Source organism: Snodgrassella sp. ESL0323, assembly GCF_013346865.1.
In the GTDB taxonomy this organism is placed as follows: Bacteria; Pseudomonadota; Gammaproteobacteria; order Burkholderiales; family Neisseriaceae; genus Snodgrassella; species Snodgrassella alvi.
Window position 1 is genome coordinate 247,739 of the sequence record NZ_JAAEDT010000012.1, and the last position, 23,270, is coordinate 271,008.

The following is a 23,270-nucleotide window of genomic DNA, read 5'->3' on the forward strand; positions in this document are numbered from 1 at the left end:
CAATTAATTTTGACATATTTTATTATTTTAGCATTTTTATTTAGTTTTGTCAGATTTTGCGCATTATTGTTCGGATTCGCGTTGTTGTTTATACAAACGTAACCATTCAAGAGCTTCTGCTTTTTGCTGATCATTCCCATATTGTAAATCTCGCATGGCGCGGCGGTAACCAGCCTGCTCCTGTGCCTTGGCAATTTGTTGCTGCTGAAAAGAGTCCTGATTATCAGGCACTCTTCTGTGTATCTGTTGCGTTTGTGCTTTAGCCATTGCTTTTGCAATCAAGGCAGCCGGATTAATTTTGCCGGCAGACTTTGCTGCAGAAGTTGTGGTTGTTGCAGGTTCTTTAGTTTTGCGTGCATGCAGTTGTTTCTCTTTTAAACGCTGCAAGCGTTGCAGACGTTCGGTACGATGCTGAAATCGCAGACTGGCCTGAGTAGCAGCGGCAAAACGGTCACTTTCCTGCTCATCGGTCAGTGTTCTTGCCTGTGGTAACCAGTGTTCAAGTACCGGCTGCATATCGATACAATCAACCGGGCAGGGGGCAATACATAATTCACAACCGCTGCATTCAGCGCTGATTACTGTATGCATTTGTTTGGTTGCGCCCATAATCGCATCTACCGGACAGGCTTTAATACATGCCGTACAACCGATACATTCGGTTTCATCAATTACAGCTATTGCTTTAGGGAGGGCAGCTTTAAGCGCATCTGCCGGAGGTAGAATCTGCACATTTAACAGTTTAGCCAAATCACTGATGACAGCAGTACCACCCGGTGTACAGAGGTTAATTTCAGCTTCGCCGCGACTTAATGCCTGAGCATACGGCAAACAACCCTGATATCCACATTGCCTGCACTGAGTCTGAGGTAAAAGCTGGTCAATGTGTTCAGAAGCAATAGACATGATAAAACTACGTAATTTTTAATACTTAAAGAACTATTCTAACATAAAGCTAAAACAGCAAATTTATACATATAAGCAGACTTTATTAAATATTATAGTCTGTTTATTCTGCTTTGTATTCAATCCTGTGCGGTTGAGACTGAGATTATTTACCTGTAGGTGCTGTCCAGCCTCCGCCAAGAGCCTGATAAAGTGAAACCTGTGAATTCAGATAATCTGCTTTACTCTGAATTAGCTGACTTTGTACGCTTAGTAAATTGCGCTGGCTGTCCAGAACATCAAGATAAGGAGAATAACCTGCACGATAACGATTTGTTGCATGGTGCAGGGCATTCGCCAGTGCATCTCTTTCCATTTCCAAAGCTTGTTCCTGTTCCTGTAGGCGATAACTGCTGGATAATTGGTCTTCAACTTCTTTCAGAGCAGTCAGAACAGTTTTGCGATAGTTCCAGACAGCTTCATTACGTTTAGCGACATTCAGATCAAAATTTGCTTTTAATTGTCCGCCTTCGAATACAGGTGCCAGAATACTGCCGCCTATACTCCATAAATTAATCGGTTCTTTAATTGGTGATGTGGTAAACAGACGGCCAAATGTAGCACTGATTTTCACAGAAGGTAAAAATTGTGCCTGAGCCGAGGCCAGACTGGCATCACTGGCAGCTATCAATAGTGCCGACTGAACTATATCCGGACGATTTTTCATCAGCTCAGAAGGCAATATGTCAGGTATAGCCGGTGCATGCAGTTCGGATAAAGATAAACCGCGTTCAATGGTACGGCTGCTACTGCCTGTGAGCATACTCAGAGCATGTTCCTGCTGGCTGATACTGGATTGAACTACCGGAATCTGTTGCAGTGTAGCTGCATATTCAGCCTGTGCCTGATTCAGTTCCAGCTTGGATGTATAGCCGACATTAGCTTTAGATTGAGCAATTTTTAGCTCTCGCTGACGCGCTTCCAGAGTTTTTTGCAGTAAATTCAGCTTTTCATCAAGTGCACGCAGAGTGACATAAGATTTAACCGTAGTTGTGATGACACTCAGACGGGTTGCTTCTTCGGCAATTTCACTGGCTTGCCGGTTCAGACGACGTGCTTTCCATGCATTACGGTTCTGACCAAAAACATCCAGTTCGTATGCAGCCTGAAATGTTGGCTGTTCTACCCGGTTAACGGTAGCAATACCAAAAGCATTCAGGCTTTTTTGCCGTGAAGTACCTCCGCTGGCTTCCAGACTGGGTAGTAAGGATGCGCGCGAAGCATGTTCCTGAGCGAGTGCTTCCTGTATTCGTGTTTGTGCCAGAGCGATATCAATGTTATTAGCAAGTGCTTCACCGACAAGCCGGTTTAAAACCGGATCATTAAGCTGAGTCCACCATTGTGCATCTGCATTTTGAGCGGAGTGATGATACTGTTCATGCCACTGTACCGGAACGTCGACCCGCGCAGTTGCCGGAATGTTCGGAATTCTGGGAATACAACCACTAGCACTGACTGATAGGGCGATCAGGGTAAACAGTCTGATTAAAGGTGTTTTCATGCTTTCACTCTGGTCGTATCTATACTTACTACAACAGACATGCCCGGGCGCAGACGTTCAAAAAGCTCATTACTGGTATCAATGCGTATGCGGACAGCGATACGCTGTGGTACTTTAACGAAGTTACCTGTAGTGGTATCTGGTTTGATTGCAGAAAACTCACTGCCCGCAGCCGGAGAAATTTTTTCTACGATACCTTTGACTCTGGCTCCGTTCAGGGCATCCACTGTAAACCATGCTGGCTGACCAACGCGGATATTGGCTGTCTGTGCCTCTTTAAAGTTAGCGACTACCCATTTGCGAGCAGGTACCAGAAACATTAATTGTGTTCCGGCATTTACCAGCTGACCATTTTTGACGCTGATTTCACTTAACCGGCCACTTTCAGGAGCCCGGACAACGGTATTGGATAAATCAATCTGAGCCAGTCCGAGCTGTGCATGTGCATTATCAACGTTTGCTTTCAGGCCGCTCTTGTTAACATGAGTGCTTTTCAAATCTTCCTGAGCAACCCGATATTGTGCTTTAGCTTCCGCAACTCCGGTTTGAGCCTGTTTTAATGTAGCTCTTGTCTGGTCGCGTTCACGTAAGGAAAGCGAACCATCAGCAACCAGAATATTTACCCGGGCCATATCAGCCTGAGCTTTTTCCAGTTGCGCCTGAGCATTGGCAATATCTGCCTCACGGGCTGCCAGAGTTGCTTCTTTACTGCGGCGATTCTGTTCGTAATTGGCTAAAGAGCTATCCTGTAAACCAATTCCGGCTTCAGCGGCTGCAACTTTTTGTTTGTATATCCGGTCATCAATCTGTATGAGTGGCTGTCCAGCCTTAACGTCGTCAAAATCCTGAACATATACCTTAGTAACGTAACCAGTTACTTGAGGACTGATAATGGTAGTCTGACCACGTACATATGCATTATCAGTTGATACCATTGAGTTGCGGAATGGCGGTAATTTCCATGCACGTAAAATCATCAGGACACCAAGCATTAATACCAGTACCAGAATGGCAGTTACAAACCATTTACGTTTAGGAGGCTGCCACTGACTGGCTGTCGGCTGAGCAGGCGAGGGATTAGCCTTACCGGCAGAAGCGGATGAGCTGCTTTGCTGATTTGTGCCCGCCTGATTCGTATTTGGCTGTGCTGATGTCTGTTCATTAGCGGTTTTGCTTGCTACCGGAGCAGACTGTGCGGTTTGATTGCCGGTTGTTTTCTGATTTTGATCCGGATTGTTTTGTTGTGTGTCAGTCATTATTGTCCTTCTTTATTTTATTGTTTTGGCGGTTCTTGCATTGCACGCTGGCGGGCAGCCGCATAGTTTCTCAGTTCACGCCCGATTGGGTTGGTACCGTGTATCTGATGCCACCAGCGATGTGCGCCGACAACCAGAAAGCAGATTAACGAACCGATTCCCACCAAAACAAATAAATCATTGTAAGCAGCCACTTGTGCCAGCATGGTGTCCTGTTGAATCAGTTTACTGACACCATAGGCATGATTCCAGCTGCTATCAAAACTAAAACTCTGGCTCGCCAGAGCATTCTTCTGAATTACCTGATTGACTAACGGGTCTGTCAGGTATGCACTGTCTGCGCTGTTAATCAGATGAATGCGTGTTCTAATCGTAATGAAAGCATTAAGTAACGCTGAACCGATTAGCCCGCCGACTGTTTGTGAAAAACCGAATACAGCCGAGAAACTCATGATATATACAGGGTCTTTGGAAAGAGCTCGTATCAGTCCTTCCATCATAACCGGCCCGAAGAAAAACAGCGAAGCAAAGGCAATCATAAACTCGGGAATATAGAAGTTAACCGGTCGTGACCACTGATTCTGTCCAACTTCCATAAAACTGGCCATGGCAATAATGGCAAATGAAATGACCAAAGGTAATTTAATATCAAGAGGGTTGAATGTTAATACACTAATAAGCAATCCGAGTGCAGCACCACAGGAAACAACCGCATAAAAATGTATCATCTGGTCATTACTCAGGCCTAAAGCTGTCATCAGACCAGCTGCACCCATGTTTTGCTCAGATAAAGCTACTCTTATCAATGAACCGAAAATCAGTATCTGGAGCATGCCATTGGTATGCATCATCCATTTGATATCCAGCATCGGGCGTTTGCGGTTGTATTCAATAATCACGGAAAGCATACAGCATACGACGCCGGCTACAAACAGCCAGCCAATCCAGTCTTTGTCCCACCAGACAATTCTGCCTTGTACCGCTCCTGCAGAAATAAAGGCAATTCCGGCAGCCAGCAAAGGGAAGCTTATCAAATCAATTTTTTCGAAAGATTTTTCCAGATAGCCAGAGGGAATAGGTAACAGCCATACTGCACCGCAAACCAGCAATGCCATACCTAACTGAAAACTGAATACAAGCTGAAACTGTTCGTGCTGTAAAAGCAGGGGAGAAATAAATCTGGCCAGCGGCTGGCTGAGCTGAGTAAGCCCCAGCCCGAATATCATGCCTTTACCACGATGAATAGCCGGCATCGCCTGCATCATGTAATACATGGCTACACTGTTTAAGCTGCCGCCTACCAACCCGCTCATACCACGTGCGAATAATTCCATATAATAATCATGGAAAAAAAACTGAAGGCAATTAGTCAGTATCAGCCCAAGAATGATATAGCCTACATAACGCGGCAACCCGAAATTCTGGCGGATTTTAAAAAGTAATACACTGATAATGGCGCTGAACATGTAATAGGATACCTGTATCCAGCCGCCTTGTTCAGGTGTCAGTCCCAAGTAGCCCTGAATCTGAGGAATGTTGGCCAGCATCATGCCATTGGTAAATCCGGCAGTTAAGCCAACGATTGTGCCAATAATGCCGTAGCATAAACGCCTTTTCCACGGATGATCGGGAAATGATGGTGAGCCGGCCATCATGGGGCGTTCATGCGGTTTTAACTGATAGGTATTTTGAGACATGGATTTTTTACTGCAATATACATATGCTGAAGCCGCTACAATTAAAAATGCCATCCAGTAATCCTGATTAACTCAGATGGATGGGCGATAAACGTTCAGCGTGTAAGTATTCTAAAACAAATTTTTGGTTTCTGCTAACAATATTTTAATATCTGTGATAATAACTCTGCTTTAGAATAACGGATATAAATTGTTAATTTTTAAAATTATTTATCATTGTAAAAATATAAAACTATTGTGTCTGTCAATAAGTCTCAAGTGATTGAGATAAGTTACGATTACATAAATATACGATAATTAAAACAGACAAGACCGCATATTAATTTAATGCTAGATAGGACGAAAGTTCAGTAATTACTGATTGATTTTTAGAGATAGGCAAGAGTGATAATCACTCATAAGTATTAACTTATTTTGTTAATAAAAAATCCAGAAGAGTAGATGGTCGTTAAAAACAAAAAAGCATAATCCTGAGATTATGCTTTTTTGTTTTTAACTGGTGCCGGCACCAAGAGTCGAACTCGGGACCTTCTGATTACAAGTCAGCTGCTCTACCAACTGAGCTATGCCGGCGAAAGAGGAGCGCATTATGCGCAATAAAATTAAATCGTGCAAGTCCTTTTGGTGATTATTTTTTAAATTTACAATTAAACTGCTGTTTTAACGATTAATTAAAATATTCAAGTTTTAGCCTGACGGCGACAAACTATAACTATTTTTTATAACGTCCTATATTATAATACAGGGTTTTGTTTATTTATCGGGAGTGTCAGGGTGGGACACCATTTGAAACTCGCGCTTGCCGGCGCGCAAATTCTGTTTGTAGCATTTGGTGCTATGGTTCTGGTACCGTTGCTGACAGGGCTGAATCCGGCATTGGCATTAATGGGTGCAGGTATAGGTACTTTATTATTTCAACTTTGTACTAAACGTAAAGTACCGATTTATCTGGGTTCCTCTTTTGCGTTTATTGCACCGATTATTTATGCCATGCAGGAATGGGGACTGGGTTCAACTATGTTTGGTCTGTTTGCTGCCGGCTTTATGTATTTTGTTTTTGCCGCATTAATTAAATGGCGTGGTCTGGCTTCAGTACATCGTTTACTGCCACCAGTGGTTATTGGTCCGGTGATTATGGTGATAGGTTTATCGGTGGCTGTGGTAGCGAGCAGTATGGCTATGGGCAGATCCGGTGATAAGCAGGTGGTTGATTACGCTCATTCGTTGTTTTTGTCCGGTTTTACGTTTGCTGTAACAGTTATTGTTACCGTATTCGGCAGCAAAATGATGCGGCTGATTCCGATTCTGATCGGTGTGGCTGCCGGTTATATTATGGCCTTATTTACCGGTATGGTAGATACCAGTGCCATGGCAGCGGCACCATGGTTTGCTGTGCCGCATTTCGCTACGCCTGAGGTTAACTGGCAGGCTGCACTGTTTATGCTGCCCGTAGCTATCGCACCGGCTATTGAGCATATTGGCGGAATCATGGCGATTGGTAAGGTAACAGGCCACGATTATGTCAAAGACCCCGGTTTGCATAGGACTTTGCTGGGCGACGGTTTGGGCGTATGTGTAGCCGGTCTGATTGGCGGTCCTCCGGTTACTACTTATGGTGAGGTTACTGGCGCAGTAATGATTACTAAAAACAGTAATCCGGTAATTATGACCTGGGCAGCCGTTTTTGCAATTTTTATGGCTTTCTTTGGTAAGTTTAATGCTTTTCTCAGCTCTATTCCGTTGCCGGTAATGGGCGGGATTATGTTATTGCTGTTTGGTACTATTGCTTCACTGGGTTTGAAAACGCTGATTGATGCCAAAGTGGATTTGATGGAACCGCGTAATCTGGTGATTGTCAGTTCCGTACTGACTGTCGGTATCGGTGGTATGGTTGTGAAAATTGGTACGATGGCTTTTGCTGGTGTGGGTTTATGCGCTTTGCTGGCAATTGTACTTAATTTGCTGTTACCGGCTAAATCGTCAGCCCAGTCCTGATCAATTATTCAAATCGTTTGATCCTGTTAAAAAACCGCAGCCTGTTTATAGCTGCGGTTTCTTATTTTTGACGGAAATTCAATTTATAAGACAGTAGTCTTATTCAAGGTAATTTTTTCAGTTCAAACAGAAAATAGCGGCTTTTGCCGCTATTTTAGACTAACCGGACAACCGGCTAAGATTAAGCTGCCTGAATATTAGCCGCTTGTTTACCTTTTGGACCGGTGGTCACGTCAAAAGATACACGTTGACCTTCTTTCAAGGTTTTGAAACCATTCATGTTGATTGCAGAGAAATGCGCAAACAAATCTTCGCCACCTTCATCAGGTGTAATAAAACCAAAACCTTTAGCGTCGTTAAACCACTTAACAATACCAGTTGCCATGAAACTTCCTATACATAAAAAACAAAATAAAGAACAAGTTTACGACACAAAAAGGCCAACAAAGTAGTGAACGGCTGTACATCAGTTTGTCTGGCAGTCTATGTCTGACTTGTTAAGTAGTCTTTTTACATAGGTTAAGAACTAACGTCAAGCAAGCTTACCGAAAAATGATAAAATTATTAAAACCGTTACTAAAAACCCACAGATACATGTAGATTACTAGACAATGTCAAATACGAAGATACAAATTGTTAGCCAGAGCCAGAAAGCAATGATAATGCCGCCAAAACGCTATAAAGTGGTGTTGCTGAATGATGATTATACGACAATGGATTTCGTTATCAGTATATTAATGGATGTGTTTCATTTACCACATACGCAGGCCATCGCCATTATGCTAATGGTGCATGAGTCTGGAAGCGGCGTGTGTGGTGTGTTTCAAAAAGATATTGCAGAAACAAAATGTAATCAGGTTTTATCACGCTCGGAAGCAGCCGGTTTTCCTTTACAGTGCCTGGTAGAAGAGGCCTGAATTGCCTGTTTGGGTAATTACGGGTGAAATATTGGTTCTGCGGGTGCTACTTGAATTTTATCGTGTATGCTTCATGTTTATACAAGCGATTGAAATTATTTGCTGTCACTATTGATAACGTAACTTTGCCAGGAGGTCGGATATGATTTCGGCACAGCTTGAAAAAATTTTGCAATATATTTATGCCGAGGCTCGTAGCCACGCCTTTGAATTTATTGGTGTCGAACATCTGTTGCTCGGCCTGTTGCAGCAAAGTGAAGATGTCAGTGAAGTATTACAGGCTGTTGGCGTAGACAATCATTTACTGGCTAAACAGTTACAACAGAGTATTCATGAAAACACTCCGGTCTTGCCGGATAATGAGCTTGAACAGTCTGAATTACAGCCTACACTGGGTTTTCAGCGAGTTTTACAGCAGGCTATTGTACATGTACGAGCGGCGCAGACAAAAGGTGAGGTAACACCGGTTGATGTACTGGTTGCGATTATGTCGGAAAAAGACAGTCATGCCGTGTATTTTATTGAAGCGCAATCAGTAACCCGTCTGGATGTGCTGCGATACCTGACACTGGGTAATCATCGTTTTTCTCAGGATAAAAATACTGAGCAGAACAATGAGACAGAAGCTGCCAAAGCAGAGGCAAAAGCACTGGAGCTGTATACAGTGAATCTTAATATGGAGGTAATGGCCGGGCGTATCGACCCGTTAATTGGACGTAATGAGGAAATACAGCGTCTGATCCAGACATTATGTCGCCGACGCAAAAATAATCCATTACTGGTAGGGGAGGCAGGTGTAGGTAAAACCGCTCTGGCGGAAGGACTGGCTTATTTGCTGGTACATGAAAAGGTACCTGAATCTATTAAAGGTTCAGTAGTTTTTTCTTTGGATATGGGTGCACTGCTGGCCGGAACAAAATATCGCGGTGATTTTGAAGCCCGACTAAAAGCCGTAATCAAAGAATTAAGTGAGCTGGATAAAGCTGTGTTGTTTGTCGATGAAATTCATACCATCATTGGAGCAGGCAGTGTATCCGGCGGGACAATGGATGCATCCAATCTCCTCAAACCGGCATTAGCCAAAGGAAGTATGCGCTGCATTGGCGCCACTACGTATCAGGAATACCGCACCATTTTTGATAAGGATCACGCATTAAGCCGGCGTTTTCAGAAAATAGATATAGTAGAACCTTCCGTACCGGAAACGGTACAGATATTGCAGGGCTTACGCCCGGCATTTGAGCACTTTCATCAGGTACGTTATACCCGTGCAGCATTACAGGCTGCTGCCGAGTTATCCGCGCGCTATATAAATGAACGTTTTTTGCCTGATAAAGCGATCGATATTATTGATGAAGCAGCGGCCGCACAGAAAATTCAGCCAAAATCCAGACAGCGTAAAGTTATCGGACGGGCTGAAATTGAGGCTATTGTCGCTAAAGTGGCACGTATTCCGGAAACAGCTGTTTCTCATGATGATAAACAGGTATTGCGTTTTCTGGCTGATAACCTGAAAGCAAAAGTTTTTGGACAGGATCAGGCTATAGATGTGCTGGTTGCATCAATAAAAATGGCTCGTTCTGGTTTGAAACCGGCTGATAAGCCGATTGGCAGCTTTCTGTTTGCCGGGCCTACCGGCGTCGGTAAAACTGAGGTTGCCAGACAGCTGGGACAATTACTGGATCTGCCATTATTGCGCTTTGATATGTCTGAATACATGGAACGCCATGCTGTTTCGCGTCTTATTGGATCGCCACCGGGCTATGTAGGATTTGAGCAGGGCGGATTACTGACTGATGCAGTGAATAAACAGCCTTATTGTATATTACTGCTGGATGAAATTGAAAAAGCTCATCCTGATGTATTTAATGTATTGTTACAAGTAATGGATTATGCCAAGCTCACAGATAATAATGGTCGTAGTGCGGATTTTCGTAATGTAATTGTCATTATGACTACTAATGCAGGTGCGGCCGAGCTTGCTAAACCTAACCTTGGTTTTACTGGTCAGCGTGAGCAGTCTGACAGTTTGATTGCTATTAAGAATACATTTACCCCCGAATTTCGTAATCGTCTTGATGCCATTGTTCCATTTAAGGCACTGGATGAAAAAATTATTGCTAAAGTGGTTGATAAATTTTTGTTGTCTTTGGAACAGCAGTTACTGTCTAAGCAGGTTGTGGCTGAATTTACACCTGCGTTACGTGCCTATCTGGCTAAACATGGTTTTGATGCGGCAATGGGTGCGCGGCCGATGCATCGTCTGATACAGGAACGTATTCGTAAATTACTTGCGGATGAATTATTATTTGGCCGGCTAAGTGAGGGTGGTGTTGTACGAATTGATTATTTACCACAGCCTGACGAAGTGGTACTCGATTTTACAGATCCACAAAAAAACAGTCAGAAAGAATCTGAGTCGGTAACTATTGAATAAGTGTGTTAATAATAATATATATTTTGATAAAAAAAAGTGTGGCGAAAAGCCACACTTAAACACACACATCAAGAGGAAACCAATCAAAGTAAGTTCATTATAATGTTTTCATTAACAAGTGTTTTGATTCATATCAAATGTAAAGCCTTAAACTAAAAAAATTTAAAATAAACGAATTAAACCTTTTTTAGTAAAGAATATGAAAATTGTTTATTTTCGAAAATAACAATAAATGATTTAAAGTAAATTAGCTGGTAGCGGGTCGTTTTGTAGCTTATTTACCGGCTGTAAACGCTGATGAAAATCCAGAACATGAAGCTGAGAGCTGTTTAATTTGCTAAAAAATTTTTCACTATAGGGCAGTTGCGGTGTGCTGATTCCCAGCCATTGCGCCACACCATCCAGTAATTCCAGACCGCTGCGCTGAGCTTTATTACGTAATTGTCCGGTCAGATCGCTGCTGACAATCACTAATGGAACATGGTAGTTCTGGTAGAAGCAATCATTATGACGCAGGATACTTTCAGAACGTACGATGCTGTTTTTTTCATAACTGTTTTTATCGTGACTTAAACCATGGTCGCTGAAATACAACATACTGAATGGCTGACCGCTGTGCTGTAATGCCGTATATATCTGACTTAGTAAATTGTCTGTCTGCCGGATGGTGTCAATATAGCAGTTAGTGTTGTTGTTATCAACATAGTGATGCGCTTGTTGTGGAAGACGGTCGCACGGATTAGGATGAGAACCCATGATATGCAGCACAATCAGCCGCGACCGATTCGAAGGCAGTGGCTGATTTAAAATTTTTTGCAGTGGGGCAATAAGCTGATCATCAAAGCTGCGTATACCAAAATCGTATCCGGTTGTTTTCAGAAAAGTCACGTGATTTGCCTGATGAGCAATAGAAGAAATTGACGTATCGTATTGCCCGAGAGCGCCCTGATTAGATAACCAGGCGGTATCCAGACCTGCCTTTTTAGCCAGAGTAATAACATTATTCTGTATGTTGATAGATGTGCCATGGCTGAGTGTCAAGCCATGTAATAATGAAATAGGGGTATTCGGTCCGGCAGACAGCATATTATTCATAACAATATTGGCATGTTTATCCAGAAATGGTGTATCTTTATATTTAAAACCATACAGATGCATATAGTCTGCACGGACACTTTCGCCGATAATCAGTACATAGTTACGATAAATCTGATGGCTGCTGCTGATTTGCCAACTGTCAGGTTTGTCTAAATCCCGCTTCATTTTGGCCAGTTCAGTAAAATAGGCTCGTGGTTGCAGATAGGCATCTGCTAAAAATTCCACCGGCTGTGCGCGCAACGCAAAACCACCGATTGTATAGCCCTTACGTGCTGTCTGTATTGTCATTACCATCAGAATCAGTACTAGCGGAATACTCCAGTAAAAACGCCAGCGAGGTGCTGCGGCTTTACGATTAAAACGTACAATAAACAGCGGAACGGCTGCTAGTAAAATAGTAGCAAAGTAGGTGTGCCATGGAATAGCACCAATATATTCACTTGCTTCACTGACGGTTGTGCTTAATAACGAAGCAATAATGCCAAAACTTGGCCGGCCGTACAGGGTAGCAGTAGGGTGATATAAAAGAATAATAATAGTACTTAACCACATCAGCCATCGCCATACGCTCGGGAAGAAACGCTGTAAAAGCAGCATAAGCAGCCAGGTTTCAATAATCCGGTTAGGATTCGGTGGATAAGCCAGCGCATAAATCATTACCAGACTGTAAATAAGTAATAACACAATCATCAGCAGATAATGTTTACGAGGTGTCAGTTTCATAAATAACTCAGGTTGCAGGAGTGAAATTATCAGCAAAGAAAGCTGTTTCTGCCAGAGCAGCCTGTTTGAGGAATAAAGATTTTGCGCTGGCAATCATTTGCGGATGTCCGCATGCATATACTTCATGATTGCTCATATCGGGATAATCATTTAGGGCGATATCTTGTACATATCCCCGAGCTCCTTTCCAGGATGATTCCGGCCGGGACAGTACTGCTGTCCACTTTGCCTGAACCAATTCGGCGCAAAGATTGTCCAATAAGGCTGCATCGTACAAATTTTCTTCTGCGGCAACTCCCCAGTATACATGGATAGCCTGCCGATATTGTTGTTCAGCCAGAGTATTCAGCATAGCTTCAATTGGCGCAATACCAGTACCTGATGCCAGCATAATTAATTGTTTTTGTTGTTTACTCAGTTGAAAGCTGCCAAAAGGTCCTTGAATGTGAATAATATCTTTTTGCTGAAGCCGTCCGTCAAATAATTGTTCAGAAAAAACACCACCCGTATGGCGGCGGACATGAATAAGCAGCTGACGAGTATCAGTATTAAAACCGGCGATAGAGTAACTGCGGCGTAAATTATCAGCGAGAACAATATCGACATATTGTCCGGCTTTAAAGTTAAACTGTTTTTTTAGCGGCAGTTTCAGGGTAACAATGGCTACATTGGCACAATAGCGAATATCATCAATCCGCGCATTCAGCGTTTGAACCGGCTGATTATTTTTACCCTGATAATTGGGTAGATAAAGTGTTATATCACTTGCAGCACTCTGACAGCATAATAAAATATCCTGCTGATTGCTGTCTTTACTGTTCAAGGCCGCCTGTGAATTGATTTCAGTAGTTTTGCCCTCAGTCAGTTGCGCCTTGCAGGCACCACAACAGCCACTTTTACAGGCATGCGGCAGCATAATACCGTTTTCAATAGCCGCATTAAGCAGTGATACCCCTTGTTTTGCGTAAAAAGTTTCACTTGCCGGTAAAACAGTTATCCGATAACTCATATCTGTTTTGTATTATTTTAAAGAAAACGATTATTTTAGAACCTTGCCAGATAAAAGCCAAATTAGGAGGTAAAAAATGATAATAAATGCCGCAGCGGAGATTACATTATTGTTTAATGAAAAAAGCCTGTTATGCTCAGTAACAGGCTTATCATGAATACTTCCTGAAAAGGCAGGGAAAGATTTAATTAGAAAAGTATTTGGCGTAGATTTTGTCGTACTCGCCACTGGCACGAATTTTTTTCAATGCATCATTCAGTTTTTCTACTGTGGCTGTATCACCTTTGCGTACCACGAATCCATAATGGTCTACACCAAATTCCGGTACCTTATTAATAGTAAATTTATCAGCACCATTGGCTTTAACATAATTACTGATAACAGCACCATCTGAAACCATGGCCTCAACTCCGCCATTTTCCAACTCTTTAATGGCTAAAGGTACACTGTTAAAACGGGCAATTTTGGTACTTTGTGCACCAAGTATCTTCTGAACGGCCAAATCACCGGTCTGACCACTTGCAACAGCTACGCGCTGCATATTATTTAATTCTGCCAGAGAATGGAAGGTTTTTGCTTTCGGTGTCAGTACCATCATAGAAATATCGAAGTACGGATCACTGAAAGTCATACTTTGTTTACGTTCATCAGTGATGGTTACCCCAGATGCTACTATATCTAAATCGCCATTATTCAAGCTGGCAAACAGACCGTCCCAGGGCTGATCTTTAAATTGTATTTTGAAATTACCGGCTTTAGCCATTGCTGTAAGCAAGTCAATATCAAAACCGGTAAGTGAACCATCAGCGGTACGTGACTCGAATGGGGCAAATTCGGCATTTGTACCCACAATATAAGTTTTATCGGCACCAGACTGTACAGGTGCAGATGCAGATTCTGAATTATTTTTACTTCCGCCACAGGCTGTTAGCACCAGTGCAGAGCACATGGCCGCAGCGGCGAACCAGTGTTTGATTTTCATAAATGCTCCTTGAGTTCAGATGGGTTAATTGTCTAAAGAATATATTCTATACAAAAATTTACATTTGATGATACGCATCCTTACTGCCATGTCTGGTTTGATAGTAACATATTTAAATGATGACACAAGCTTTATAGATACTCTGTAATGTAGGTTTGCAGTGTTATAATTTCACCCTCACATATACATGACATTTATTAACAGTATATAAATTATGTGTGTTTTAGTTTTACAGGATAATTTATGCATATAATACATACCATTGCTGAAATGCGTTCATGGCGCAGGCAGGCTAAACGCGTAGCCCTGGTACCGACTATGGGTAATCTGCATGAAGGTCATTTGTCACTGGTACGTACAGCTAAAGCTTATGCCGATTCAGTGGTAGTAAGTATATTTGTTAACAGGATACAGTTTGGTGCCGGGGAAGATTTTGATAAATATCCGCGTACTTTAGAGCAGGATGCAGAAAAGCTTAAAGCAGCCGGTGCCGATGTGGTATTTGCACCCGATGAAAGCGAGCTTTATCCAAATGGTGTGCAGAGTTATTTTGTTGAACCGCCGGCAATCCAGAATGAGTTATGCGGGCGCAGCCGTCCGGGTCATTTTCGCGGGGTGACGACAATAGTAACTAAACTGTTTAATATTGTTCAACCTGATATTGCCTGTTTTGGTAAAAAAGACTATCAGCAACTGGCTGTGATAAAAGGCATGGTTCAGGATCTGAATATGAATGTAGAAATCATTCCGGTAGAAATAGAACGGGCACAGACTGGTTTGGCTTTATCCAGCCGTAATGGTTATCTTTCGGCACAGGAGCTTGTACAGGCAGCACAGCTGTCTGCCCAGTTACAAAATATTGCCGATGCAATTAAGCTGGGAAATACTAATTTTTCGGTTTTGGAAAATAGTGCCGCAACGTATTTGCAACAAAATGGATGGCAGGTTGATTATATTGAAATCAGGCAGGCACAAACGCTGACAAAAGCTCAGATATCCGATAAAAATCTGGTTATTCTGGCTGCTGCAATCTTGGGAACTACCCGTTTAATTGATAATATAGAAGTCAATTTGTCGCATTAATAATAAAAATAGTCTGTTAACCAGATATTAACCATAAGGCAGCGTGAACACGTATGTGGTGGATTGTATTAATACTGTTAATTAGTGCTATAGGCGCTTTATTCTGGTGGCGTAATATTCAGGAACGTAAATGGCAACTGGAATTGACCTACCTGACCCGCTATGAAAACCGGTTTCAGGAAGGTCAGTTTCCGGTATTGAAGATTGCCAGACCTTCTTTGAAAAGCCGTATTTCTTGTCTGGCGCAAAAGCTTGTACAGCGCAATCAGACAGTTCAAAGTTCAGCGCAACAAGAACAACCGTTAGAACCAGATTTGCTAAAGACTGAATCTGAAGCAATAGAAACTGTAAATAATCATGAAGAAATTCATCCGGCTGTACCGGCTAATAGTACTGGTGAGAGCTGTCTGCCGAAACAACAGACTGAAAAATCGGAATCTGAACCGGTTACTCCTCAGATTACAGTTATTGAATCCGCTCCTATACCGGTGAAAAGTGAAACGGATAAAACAGTCAGTGAAAATGGAGATAGTTTACAAGACACAGCTGATACAGATAATGAATTGCCGGTAATAAAAGAAAACCCTTGGTTTCCGGTTAAATTGTTTAAATCTTTAAAAGAAAATGCTGCGGATGGTAATGATATTCATACTGAAGATGTGGCCGAAGAAAATATTCTGCCGAATACAGAGGAAGAGACTGACATTGATAATGAAGAGTCGACAGATAAAAATATATTGATTACCAGTGAAGAGCATACACAAGCTGCAGTGGTGTTCCCTCCGGATAAAAATCTGGAAGTAATTACTCTGGCAGAGGCTACCCGTAAAGTAGAAAATCATTCACTTGCGGATACAGTCACTGAACAGGCTCCGGCACTTGAAGTGATTCAGCTTAAATGGCAGTACAAACCTTTAAACAGTCAGAATCAGCAGCGCAATCGCAATGCGAAAGAAATTACTGTCGATGATCCGATATTAAATAAAGTTCGTTCGCGTACTAAAGCCGAACAGGCTGCTTTGTTAAAAGCCCGGGCATTAAAAAATTTTGATTTGGATGATTTACAACAGGCTACCCATCACAAACTGGGTAATTCTGTTGGTGCTCCTTCGCACCTGCCGCATTCTTTAACTACTATTTCTGAGCAGTCAGTTCATGAGCATAGACTCGGGAGAGAACATAATGGCGTGCAAATTATTAACGAAGAAGATATTCGTTTGAATCTGCTGCGTCAGCGACTGGCAAGACAGCGCCATAACGAGAATGCCCAGCAGTTTAATTCTGGTTATAGCATACCGGTAATAGCTGAAGACGAAATATATGCGAATTTGGCTAAAACCGATTCACCGGTAAACAGACAGAAATTTCAGCGACCGGTAGTCAGAGAAAGTGTTATTCCGGCAGCTGCACGTATCGGTAAAAGCCATACAGTAAAAATGACGGCACCAGTAGCTGATATGTCTGCAGACAAAGGTTTTACAGATGCTGCCGGCAGTGCACAGGCACCACTGTCAACAAGATTTACACCTTTTCATTCCATGCCGCCAGCATCTATTACTACAGTTGCGGCTGGAAATGCACCTGTAGCAGATGATTACAGCAGCAATAATGTTGACTATGGCGATTCTTTTAATCAGCAGCCTGTACAGCAGAATGAAAATTTTACTGAGAATCTGCGCCCGAGAAGAAGTCAGTTTCATTATTCTCAGGATATGCTAACAGTAAAGCAGGCAGTAACTGTCAATAATAATTCACAAAATTCTTATTATGAGAATTCTGATTTTAGTATCGGAAACACTTCTTATCTGTCTGATGATAGTGATGGAGATGTTGCAGTGGCGGAAACTCCGGTATTGGCTACAGAAGATCCGTTTTTCGCTGAAATTGAAGAGCAGACAGAAGCACCAGATTATTTCCCTTTGCATGAACATTACAACGAAGAAGAAGCTAACACAGATATATCAGCATTTTTGCCAAAGGTTGAAACTCAACCGCAGGGCTGCTCAGAAATTGTTAATCATGTTGAAGTAATTGAAAAAGATGAACGACAGACTGAATCAGTACCGGTTGTCGAAAGCACCGGAGTAGTTACCCGAAATAACCGGCAGCCTCTACCCACAGAACAAAAAGACTACAGTGCTCAGTCATCGCAAACTGCTATCGGTATGGCACTGCAAAAAGCTTTGCATAAGACAGCGGTTGTCACACCGGTGCACAAACCACAGTTAAAACCTATGCTGCCGGGGATGGATTTATTATTACCACCATATTATGATCCCGCAGCACAACAAAGTGAAGAAACCTTGCTGGAAAATGGTATCACCATCGAAGAAAAGCTGGCTGAATTTAAAGTCAAAGTTCGTGTAATCGATGCATTTGCTGGCCCGGTCATTACTCGTTATGAAATAGAACCGGCACAGGGCGTTCGCGGAAGTCAGGTAGTTAATCTGGAAAAAGATTTAGCACGCAGTCTGGGCTTTGCTTCTATCCGGGTAGTCGAAACGATTCCGGGCAAAACCTGTATGGGGCTGGAATTACCTAACCCCAAACGACAGATTATTCGTCTTAGTGAGATCTTTTCAGCTTCGGTATTTCAGCAATCCCGTTCTAAACTGACGCTGGCTCTTGGTCAGGGTATTACCGGTCAGCCTGTGGTAACAGATTTGGCTAAAGCACCACATCTTTTGGTAGCCGGAACAACAGGTTCTGGTAAGTCAGTAGGTGTTAATGCCATGATCCTGTCTATGCTGTTTAAAGCTACACCTGAAGATGTACGCCTGATTATGATTGATCCGAAAATGCTTGAATTGAGCATTTATGAGGGTATCCCTCATCTGCTGGCGCCTGTGGTTACGGATATGAAGTTGGCTGCTAATGCGCTGACTTGGTGTGTAAATGAGATGGAAAAACGCTACCGGCTGATGAGTCATGCCGGTGTGCGTAATCTGGCCGGATTCAATCAGAAAATTGCTGAGCTGGGTGCACGCAATCAAAAATTGTTTAATCCGTTTTCACTTACGCCGGATAATCCTGAACCACTGGAAAAATTGCCCTTTATTGTTGTGATTGTTGATGAATTTGCCGATTTGATGATGACGGCCGGCAAAAAAATTGAAGAACTTATTGCGCGTCTGGCGCAAAAAGCCCGTGCTGCCGGTATTCATTTGATACTGGCTACCCAGCGTCCCAGTGTAGATGTTATAACCGGACTGATAAAAGCTAATATTCCAACCCGTATTGCTTTTCAGGTATCCAGTAAAGTAGACAGTCGCACCATTCTTGATCAGATGGGCGCTGAAAACTTGCTCGGACAGGGGGATATGCTGTTTTTACCACCGGGTACCGCCTATCCGGAGCGTGTACATGGGGCCTTTGTCGCCGACGAAGAAGTGCATCGGGTAGTACATTATCTGAAACAGTTTGGCGAACCCCAATATATTGATGATATTTTAACTGCCGGGGTCAGTGATGATGATATGTTCAGCAATGCATCGTCACGCAGTAGCGATGATGAGATTGATCCTCTGTATGATGAAGCAGTGGCGCTGGTAATTAAAACTCGTAAGGCAAGTATTTCTTCTGTACAAAGACAATTGCGCATCGGTTATAACCGTGCTGCACGTCTGGTTGAACAAATGGAAGCAGAAGGAATTGTCTCTGCCGCAGAAGGCAATGGCAATCGTACCGTGCTGGCTCCGCAGAGTAATCATCTGGATGGATAATCTTTTAAAAATAAGTTTGTTTCTGCCGATTTATTAAACGCATATTTTTATATGCGTTTTTTTATATCAATATATTACTACCAACACAGGTATATGTATTTGGGTTTTAAATAATAAAGGTTGATATCAATATTTATATTTTTTAAACCAATAAATAATATTCAGGTGAGCCGTATTTATAATGGCAAATTATAGTGTAGATACATTCAAATTGCTCTTGTCAGAATATTAATATCTAGTAATTTTTGATATTTAGAAAGATTGATTAGCAATAAAAGTTAGTCTGCGTTTTTAATATTAGTATCAAAAAATAATTATTTCAGCTAATGATATGTATTTATTTGTATGATAAAAATGAATAAATTGTTAAACATGTTGTTTAATTTATACATTTAATAGTTTTTTTTTGGAAAATGTCATATAAATTGAAATTTTTCTACTTTATTGCAATGAAGTTTGAATTTAAATAATGACAAATAATTAAATAAATATTGTAAATATGTATTTAAACGCAAATAAATATACAAATATATTTAATTAAAGTATAAATATTCTTATAATCGATAAAATATCTAAAAATAATATATTAAATTTTATAATTAAATAAAAATTGTAAGTAATTGTTTTGTAAGTTAAATTGTTTGTCTCGTTTGTAGGTAAGTCTTAAGATTAATTATCTGTATCTGACATATAAATCCGAATTTGAAAATTTATAGTTGTAAATGTATTAATAATCTGGAGATAAACTAATGATTGAATCCTACAAACGATTCTGGCATAACATTCTGAATTTTTCAGGAACCTCTAATCGTGCTGATTATTGGTGGCCGATTGTTCTTAACTATTTTCTTGGAATGATTTTATTATATGCTGTTGAAAAAATGCTGGGACATCCGATTAATGATATCTATACATGGGGCGACTGGACAATTAATTTCGTTGTGCTGGTAATCGGTTTTGTTGTATGGATAGCGACTTTGTCACTTCAGTTCAGACGGCTGCATGACACTAACCGTTCTGCATGGTGGATTCTGATTACTCTTATACCGGTCATCGGGCAAATCTGGTTTATCATACTGATGCTGTTGCCGGGTAAGCCAAACCGTTTTGAGCATAGGTTATTTTAGCGTTTTGCGAAGATTCCGTATGGAAAATAATAAAGACAAAACTAAAAATTTAGTTTTATCTTTATTTAGTTAGTGGCTTATTTATATATTATGATGATAAAAAATAAGCCACTAATTGAAAAATTTATTGCCATTGTAAAAAATGTCAACGATACATCTTGATTTTGAATTATAAGAAAATAACAACAAGATTGGCAGGGTGAAATAAATAATTACATTTTTCTTATATTTTCATTTAAATTTTAATTTGAAAAATATTTAATTTATTTTAAAAAATTTATGATCAAAATCATATATCTATTTTTAAATATATGATTTTCCTTAATAGATATGTAACTAATGATAACATCTCATTTATTTACTCGTTTATTTATATAACTTTTTGATATTAAATAGACATCAGCAGCAGTCATTGAACATTCTTCATAAGAAGCATCATTTTTAGTAATGATTTCATAACTATTTCCTTTTTCATCATAAAAAATAAAGTGATAAATTTGGGTATATAAGCCTTTTGCTTTTTTCTCAGATGCTAATAGTGTTGACTTAGTTTTAGATTCATCTAAATTTTTGATATCAACTATACCCTCTCTTTGTAACCAGCTTTCACTTACATTCATTGGCCAGGAATCGCAATCAGGCCCTTTAGCAAAGCTTAATAAAGGCAAGATTGCCAATAGTGTTACTAGTAGAAATTTTTTCACTTTTTTATCCTTTGGTTTTATCTATTCCACTATTATATTACTTCTAGATTTTTATTATTGCTATTCAACATTTGTTCCCGATATTTTTTATCTAGAATAATATAACCAGTAGAAGTAGTACTGGGATTCGTTTTACTATCACAATGGATGTAAAAACCGGATCTACCACACATATTATTACCTGGATCAGGTTCTAACCTGATTGAATATGCACTACAATGTGGGTGTTTCAAGATAATCTCTAAGATGGCAGAATGTAATAAATATTACATCTTACTTATATATTTATTTGATACTAAGACTATAAATTACTGTAATCAAAATTTCACTATTTCAGAGCTGAATAAATGATATGATTTAAGTTTTATTTTAAAAACATCTAATTTGTTTTAAAAATATATAAAGAAAATCATATATCTATTTTAAAATATATGATTTTCCTTAAAAGATAATGTTACTAATGGTAATATCTCATTTCTTTTCTTGTTTATAAATATCTGATATTAATTTTGATATTAAATATACATCAACATCACTCATTGAACATTCTTCATAAGAAGCATCACTATTAGTAATGATTTCATAAGTATTTCCTTTTTTATCATAAAAAATAAAGTGATAAATCTGGGTATATAAGTCTTTTGCTTTTTTCTCAGATGCCAATAATGTTATCTTAGTTTTAGATTCATCTAAATTTTTAATATCAACTATACCAGCATTTTGTAACCAAGTTCTACTCATATTCATTGGCCAGGAAACGCAATAAGGTGCTTTAGCAAAGCTTAATATAGGCAAGAGCGCTAATAGTGTTACTAGTAAAAATTTTTTCACTTTCCTTCATCCTTTGATTTTATCTATTTTACTTCTAGATTTTTATCAATGCTTTTCCACATTTTTTCCCGATGTATTTTACGTAGAATTATACAACCAGTAGAAACCGTACCGGGATTCTTTATAACTATCACCATGGATATAAAAACCGGATCTACTACACATATTATTACCCGGATCAGGTTCTAACCTGATTGAATATGCACTACAATGTGGGTGTTTCAAGATAATCTCTTATGATGAAAATCATATATCTATTTTTAAATATATGATTTTACTTAAAAAAATAATGTAACTAATGATAACATCTCACTTATTTTCTTGTTTATAAATATTTGATATTAATTTTGATATTAAATATACATCAACATCACTCATTGAACATTCTTCATAAGAAGCATCACTATTAGTAATGATTTCATAAATATTTCCTTTTTTATCATAAAAAATAAAGTGATAAATCTGGGTATATAAGCCTTTTGCTTTTTTCTCAGATGCTAATAATGTTGACTTAGTTTTAGATTCATCTAAATTTTTAATATCAACTATACCAGCATTTTGTAACCAGACTTCACTCATATTCATTGGCCAGGAAACGCAATCAGGTGCTTTAGCAAAGCTTAATATAGGCAAGACTGCTAATAGTGTTACTAGTAGAAGTTTTTTCACTTTTTTTATCCTTTGGTTTTATCTATTCAACTATTATATTACTTCTAGATTTTTATTATTGCTATTCCACATTTGTTCCCGATATTTTTTATCTAGAATAATACAACCAGTAGAAGTAGTACCGGAATTCATTTTACTATCACCATGGATGTAAAAACCGGATCTACCACACATATTATTACCTGGATCAGGTTCTAACCTGATTGAATATGCACTACAATGTGGGTGTTTCAAGATAATCTCTAAGATGGCAGAATGTAATAAATATTACATCTTACTTATATATTTATTTGATACTAAGACTATAAATTACTGTAATCAAAATTTCACTATTTCAGAGCTGAATAAATGATATGATTTAAGTTTTATTTTAAAAACATCTAATTTGTTTTAAAAATATATAAAGAAAATCATATATCTATTTTAAAATATATAATTTTCCTTAAAAGATAATGTTACTAATGATAATATCTCATTTCTTTTCTTGTTTATAAATATCTGATATTAATTTTGATATTAAATATACATCAACATCACTCATTGAACATTCTTCATAAGAAGCATCACTATTAGT

Annotated in this window: 18 protein-coding genes and 1 tRNA gene; 6 read left to right on the forward strand and 13 right to left on the reverse strand. The window is 39.8% G+C overall.

The window, feature by feature from the left end; genetic code table 11:
* Window positions 1–63 precede the first annotated feature (63 nt).
* The 5 genes from GY065_RS04220 to GY065_RS04240 all read right to left on the reverse strand — a co-directional run bounded on the left by GY065_RS04220 (window position 64) and on the right by GY065_RS04240 (window position 5,972).
* Window positions 64–906, reverse strand: a complete 843-nt coding sequence (locus GY065_RS04220; RefSeq protein WP_174833181.1) for an RnfABCDGE type electron transport complex subunit B — start codon at window positions 904–906, stop codon at window positions 64–66.
* Between the two features lie 145 nt (window positions 907–1,051).
* Window positions 1,052–2,446: an efflux transporter outer membrane subunit gene (locus GY065_RS04225; protein WP_174833182.1), complete on the reverse strand. Its 1,395-nt coding sequence runs from the start codon at window positions 2,444–2,446 to the stop codon at window positions 1,052–1,054.
* A complete protein-coding gene (locus GY065_RS04230; RefSeq protein WP_174833183.1) occupies window positions 2,443–3,702 on the reverse strand; it encodes an HlyD family secretion protein in 1,260 nt (419 codons plus the stop codon). The genes GY065_RS04225 and GY065_RS04230 overlap by 4 nt, the downstream gene beginning before the upstream one ends.
* A gap of 17 nt (window positions 3,703–3,719) precedes the next feature.
* Entirely contained in the window at window positions 3,720–5,453 is a 1,734-nt protein-coding gene (locus GY065_RS04235) for an MFS transporter (RefSeq protein ID WP_174833184.1), read from the reverse strand.
* A gap of 443 nt (window positions 5,454–5,896) precedes the next feature.
* Window positions 5,897–5,972, reverse strand: a tRNA-Thr gene (locus GY065_RS04240).
* 201 nt (window positions 5,973–6,173) lie between these two features.
* Between GY065_RS04240 and GY065_RS04245 the strand changes: the two genes are divergently transcribed.
* Window positions 6,174–7,394, forward strand: coding sequence for a uracil-xanthine permease family protein (locus GY065_RS04245; RefSeq protein WP_174833185.1), 1,221 nt, complete (start codon window positions 6,174–6,176; stop codon window positions 7,392–7,394).
* A gap of 181 nt (window positions 7,395–7,575) precedes the next feature.
* Here GY065_RS04245 and GY065_RS04250 read toward each other — a convergent pair whose 3' ends face one another.
* Complete coding sequence (locus tag GY065_RS04250; protein WP_025330479.1) at window positions 7,576–7,779, reverse strand: cold-shock protein; 204 nt, start codon at window positions 7,777–7,779, stop codon at window positions 7,576–7,578.
* A gap of 226 nt (window positions 7,780–8,005) precedes the next feature.
* On the opposite strand from GY065_RS04250, the gene clpS reads away from it, so the two are divergent.
* The gene (clpS, locus tag GY065_RS04255) at window positions 8,006–8,311 is read left to right on the forward strand and encodes an ATP-dependent Clp protease adapter ClpS (RefSeq protein ID WP_174833186.1); all 306 of its coding nucleotides are present in this window, start codon (window positions 8,006–8,008) and stop codon (window positions 8,309–8,311) included.
* 142 nt (window positions 8,312–8,453) lie between these two features.
* Window positions 8,454–10,748: an ATP-dependent Clp protease ATP-binding subunit ClpA gene (gene clpA / locus GY065_RS04260; RefSeq protein ID WP_174833187.1), complete on the forward strand. Its 2,295-nt coding sequence runs from the start codon at window positions 8,454–8,456 to the stop codon at window positions 10,746–10,748.
* Window positions 10,749–10,985: 237 nt separating this feature from the next.
* On the opposite strand, the gene GY065_RS04265 is transcribed toward clpA, so the two are convergent.
* The 3 genes from GY065_RS04265 to GY065_RS04275 form a co-directional block, all read right to left on the reverse strand.
* Window positions 10,986–12,569 (reverse strand): phosphoethanolamine transferase, encoded by a 1,584-nt coding sequence (locus GY065_RS04265; RefSeq protein WP_174833188.1) that lies wholly within the window; start codon window positions 12,567–12,569, stop codon window positions 10,986–10,988.
* Between the two features lie 7 nt (window positions 12,570–12,576).
* Window positions 12,577–13,578, reverse strand: coding sequence for a 2Fe-2S iron-sulfur cluster-binding protein (locus GY065_RS04270; RefSeq protein WP_174833189.1), 1,002 nt, complete (start codon window positions 13,576–13,578; stop codon window positions 12,577–12,579).
* 184 nt (window positions 13,579–13,762) lie between these two features.
* Entirely contained in the window at window positions 13,763–14,560 is a 798-nt protein-coding gene (locus tag GY065_RS04275; protein WP_174833190.1) for a basic amino acid ABC transporter substrate-binding protein, read from the reverse strand.
* A gap of 243 nt (window positions 14,561–14,803) precedes the next feature.
* Between GY065_RS04275 and panC the strand changes: the two genes are divergently transcribed.
* The 3 genes from panC to GY065_RS04290 all read left to right on the forward strand — a co-directional run bounded on the left by panC (window position 14,804) and on the right by GY065_RS04290 (window position 20,492).
* Complete coding sequence (panC, locus tag GY065_RS04280; protein WP_174833191.1) at window positions 14,804–15,643, forward strand: pantoate--beta-alanine ligase; 840 nt, start codon at window positions 14,804–14,806, stop codon at window positions 15,641–15,643.
* 53 nt (window positions 15,644–15,696) lie between these two features.
* Complete coding sequence (locus GY065_RS13210) at window positions 15,697–19,365, forward strand: DNA translocase FtsK (protein WP_244621482.1); 3,669 nt, start codon at window positions 15,697–15,699, stop codon at window positions 19,363–19,365.
* A 749-nt stretch (window positions 19,366–20,114) separates the two neighbouring features.
* Window positions 20,115–20,492, forward strand: coding sequence for a DUF805 domain-containing protein (locus GY065_RS04290; protein ID WP_037474252.1), 378 nt, complete (start codon window positions 20,115–20,117; stop codon window positions 20,490–20,492).
* A 350-nt stretch (window positions 20,493–20,842) separates the two neighbouring features.
* On the opposite strand, the gene GY065_RS04295 is transcribed toward GY065_RS04290, so the two are convergent.
* The 4 genes from GY065_RS04295 to GY065_RS13545 form a co-directional block, all read right to left on the reverse strand.
* Entirely contained in the window at window positions 20,843–21,196 is a 354-nt protein-coding gene (locus GY065_RS04295; RefSeq protein WP_174833192.1) for a hypothetical protein, read from the reverse strand.
* A 471-nt stretch (window positions 21,197–21,667) separates the two neighbouring features.
* A complete protein-coding gene (locus tag GY065_RS04300) occupies window positions 21,668–22,027 on the reverse strand; it encodes a hypothetical protein (RefSeq protein WP_174833193.1) in 360 nt (119 codons plus the stop codon).
* Between the two features lie 309 nt (window positions 22,028–22,336).
* Window positions 22,337–22,696 (reverse strand): hypothetical protein, encoded by a 360-nt coding sequence (locus GY065_RS04305; RefSeq protein WP_174833194.1) that lies wholly within the window; start codon window positions 22,694–22,696, stop codon window positions 22,337–22,339.
* A 33-nt stretch (window positions 22,697–22,729) separates the two neighbouring features.
* Entirely contained in the window at window positions 22,730–22,930 is a 201-nt protein-coding gene (locus tag GY065_RS13545; protein ID WP_370524003.1) for a tlde1 domain-containing protein, read from the reverse strand.
* Between the last annotated feature and the right edge of the window lie 340 nt (window positions 22,931–23,270).

What these genes read in the sequence shown, in the direction of transcription:
- GY065_RS04220 (WP_174833181.1), bottom strand. Translation starts at nt 906, where the DNA reads ATGTCTATTGCTTCTGAACACATTGACCAGCTTTTACCTCAGACTCAG.
- GY065_RS04225 (WP_174833182.1), bottom strand. Translation starts at nt 2,446, where the DNA reads ATGAAAACACCTTTAATCAGACTGTTTACCCTGATCGCCCTATCAGTC.
- GY065_RS04230 (WP_174833183.1), bottom strand. Translation starts at nt 3,702, where the DNA reads ATGACTGACACACAACAAAACAATCCGGATCAAAATCAGAAAACAACC.
- GY065_RS04235 (WP_174833184.1), bottom strand. Translation starts at nt 5,453, where the DNA reads ATGGCATTTTTAATTGTAGCGGCTTCAGCATATGTATATTGCAGTAAA.
- GY065_RS04250 (WP_025330479.1), bottom strand. Translation starts at nt 7,779, where the DNA reads ATGGCAACTGGTATTGTTAAGTGGTTTAACGACGCTAAAGGTTTTGGT.
- clpS (WP_174833186.1), top strand. Translation starts at nt 8,006, where the DNA reads ATGTCAAATACGAAGATACAAATTGTTAGCCAGAGCCAGAAAGCAATG.
- clpA (WP_174833187.1), top strand. Translation starts at nt 8,454, where the DNA reads ATGATTTCGGCACAGCTTGAAAAAATTTTGCAATATATTTATGCCGAG.
- GY065_RS04265 (WP_174833188.1), bottom strand. Translation starts at nt 12,569, where the DNA reads ATGAAACTGACACCTCGTAAACATTATCTGCTGATGATTGTGTTATTA.
- GY065_RS04270 (WP_174833189.1), bottom strand. Translation starts at nt 13,578, where the DNA reads ATGAGTTATCGGATAACTGTTTTACCGGCAAGTGAAACTTTTTACGCA.
- GY065_RS04275 (WP_174833190.1), bottom strand. Translation starts at nt 14,560, where the DNA reads ATGAAAATCAAACACTGGTTCGCCGCTGCGGCCATGTGCTCTGCACTG.
- panC (WP_174833191.1), top strand. Translation starts at nt 14,804, where the DNA reads ATGCATATAATACATACCATTGCTGAAATGCGTTCATGGCGCAGGCAG.
- GY065_RS13210 (WP_244621482.1), top strand. Translation starts at nt 15,697, where the DNA reads ATGTGGTGGATTGTATTAATACTGTTAATTAGTGCTATAGGCGCTTTA.
- GY065_RS04290 (WP_037474252.1), top strand. Translation starts at nt 20,115, where the DNA reads ATGATTGAATCCTACAAACGATTCTGGCATAACATTCTGAATTTTTCA.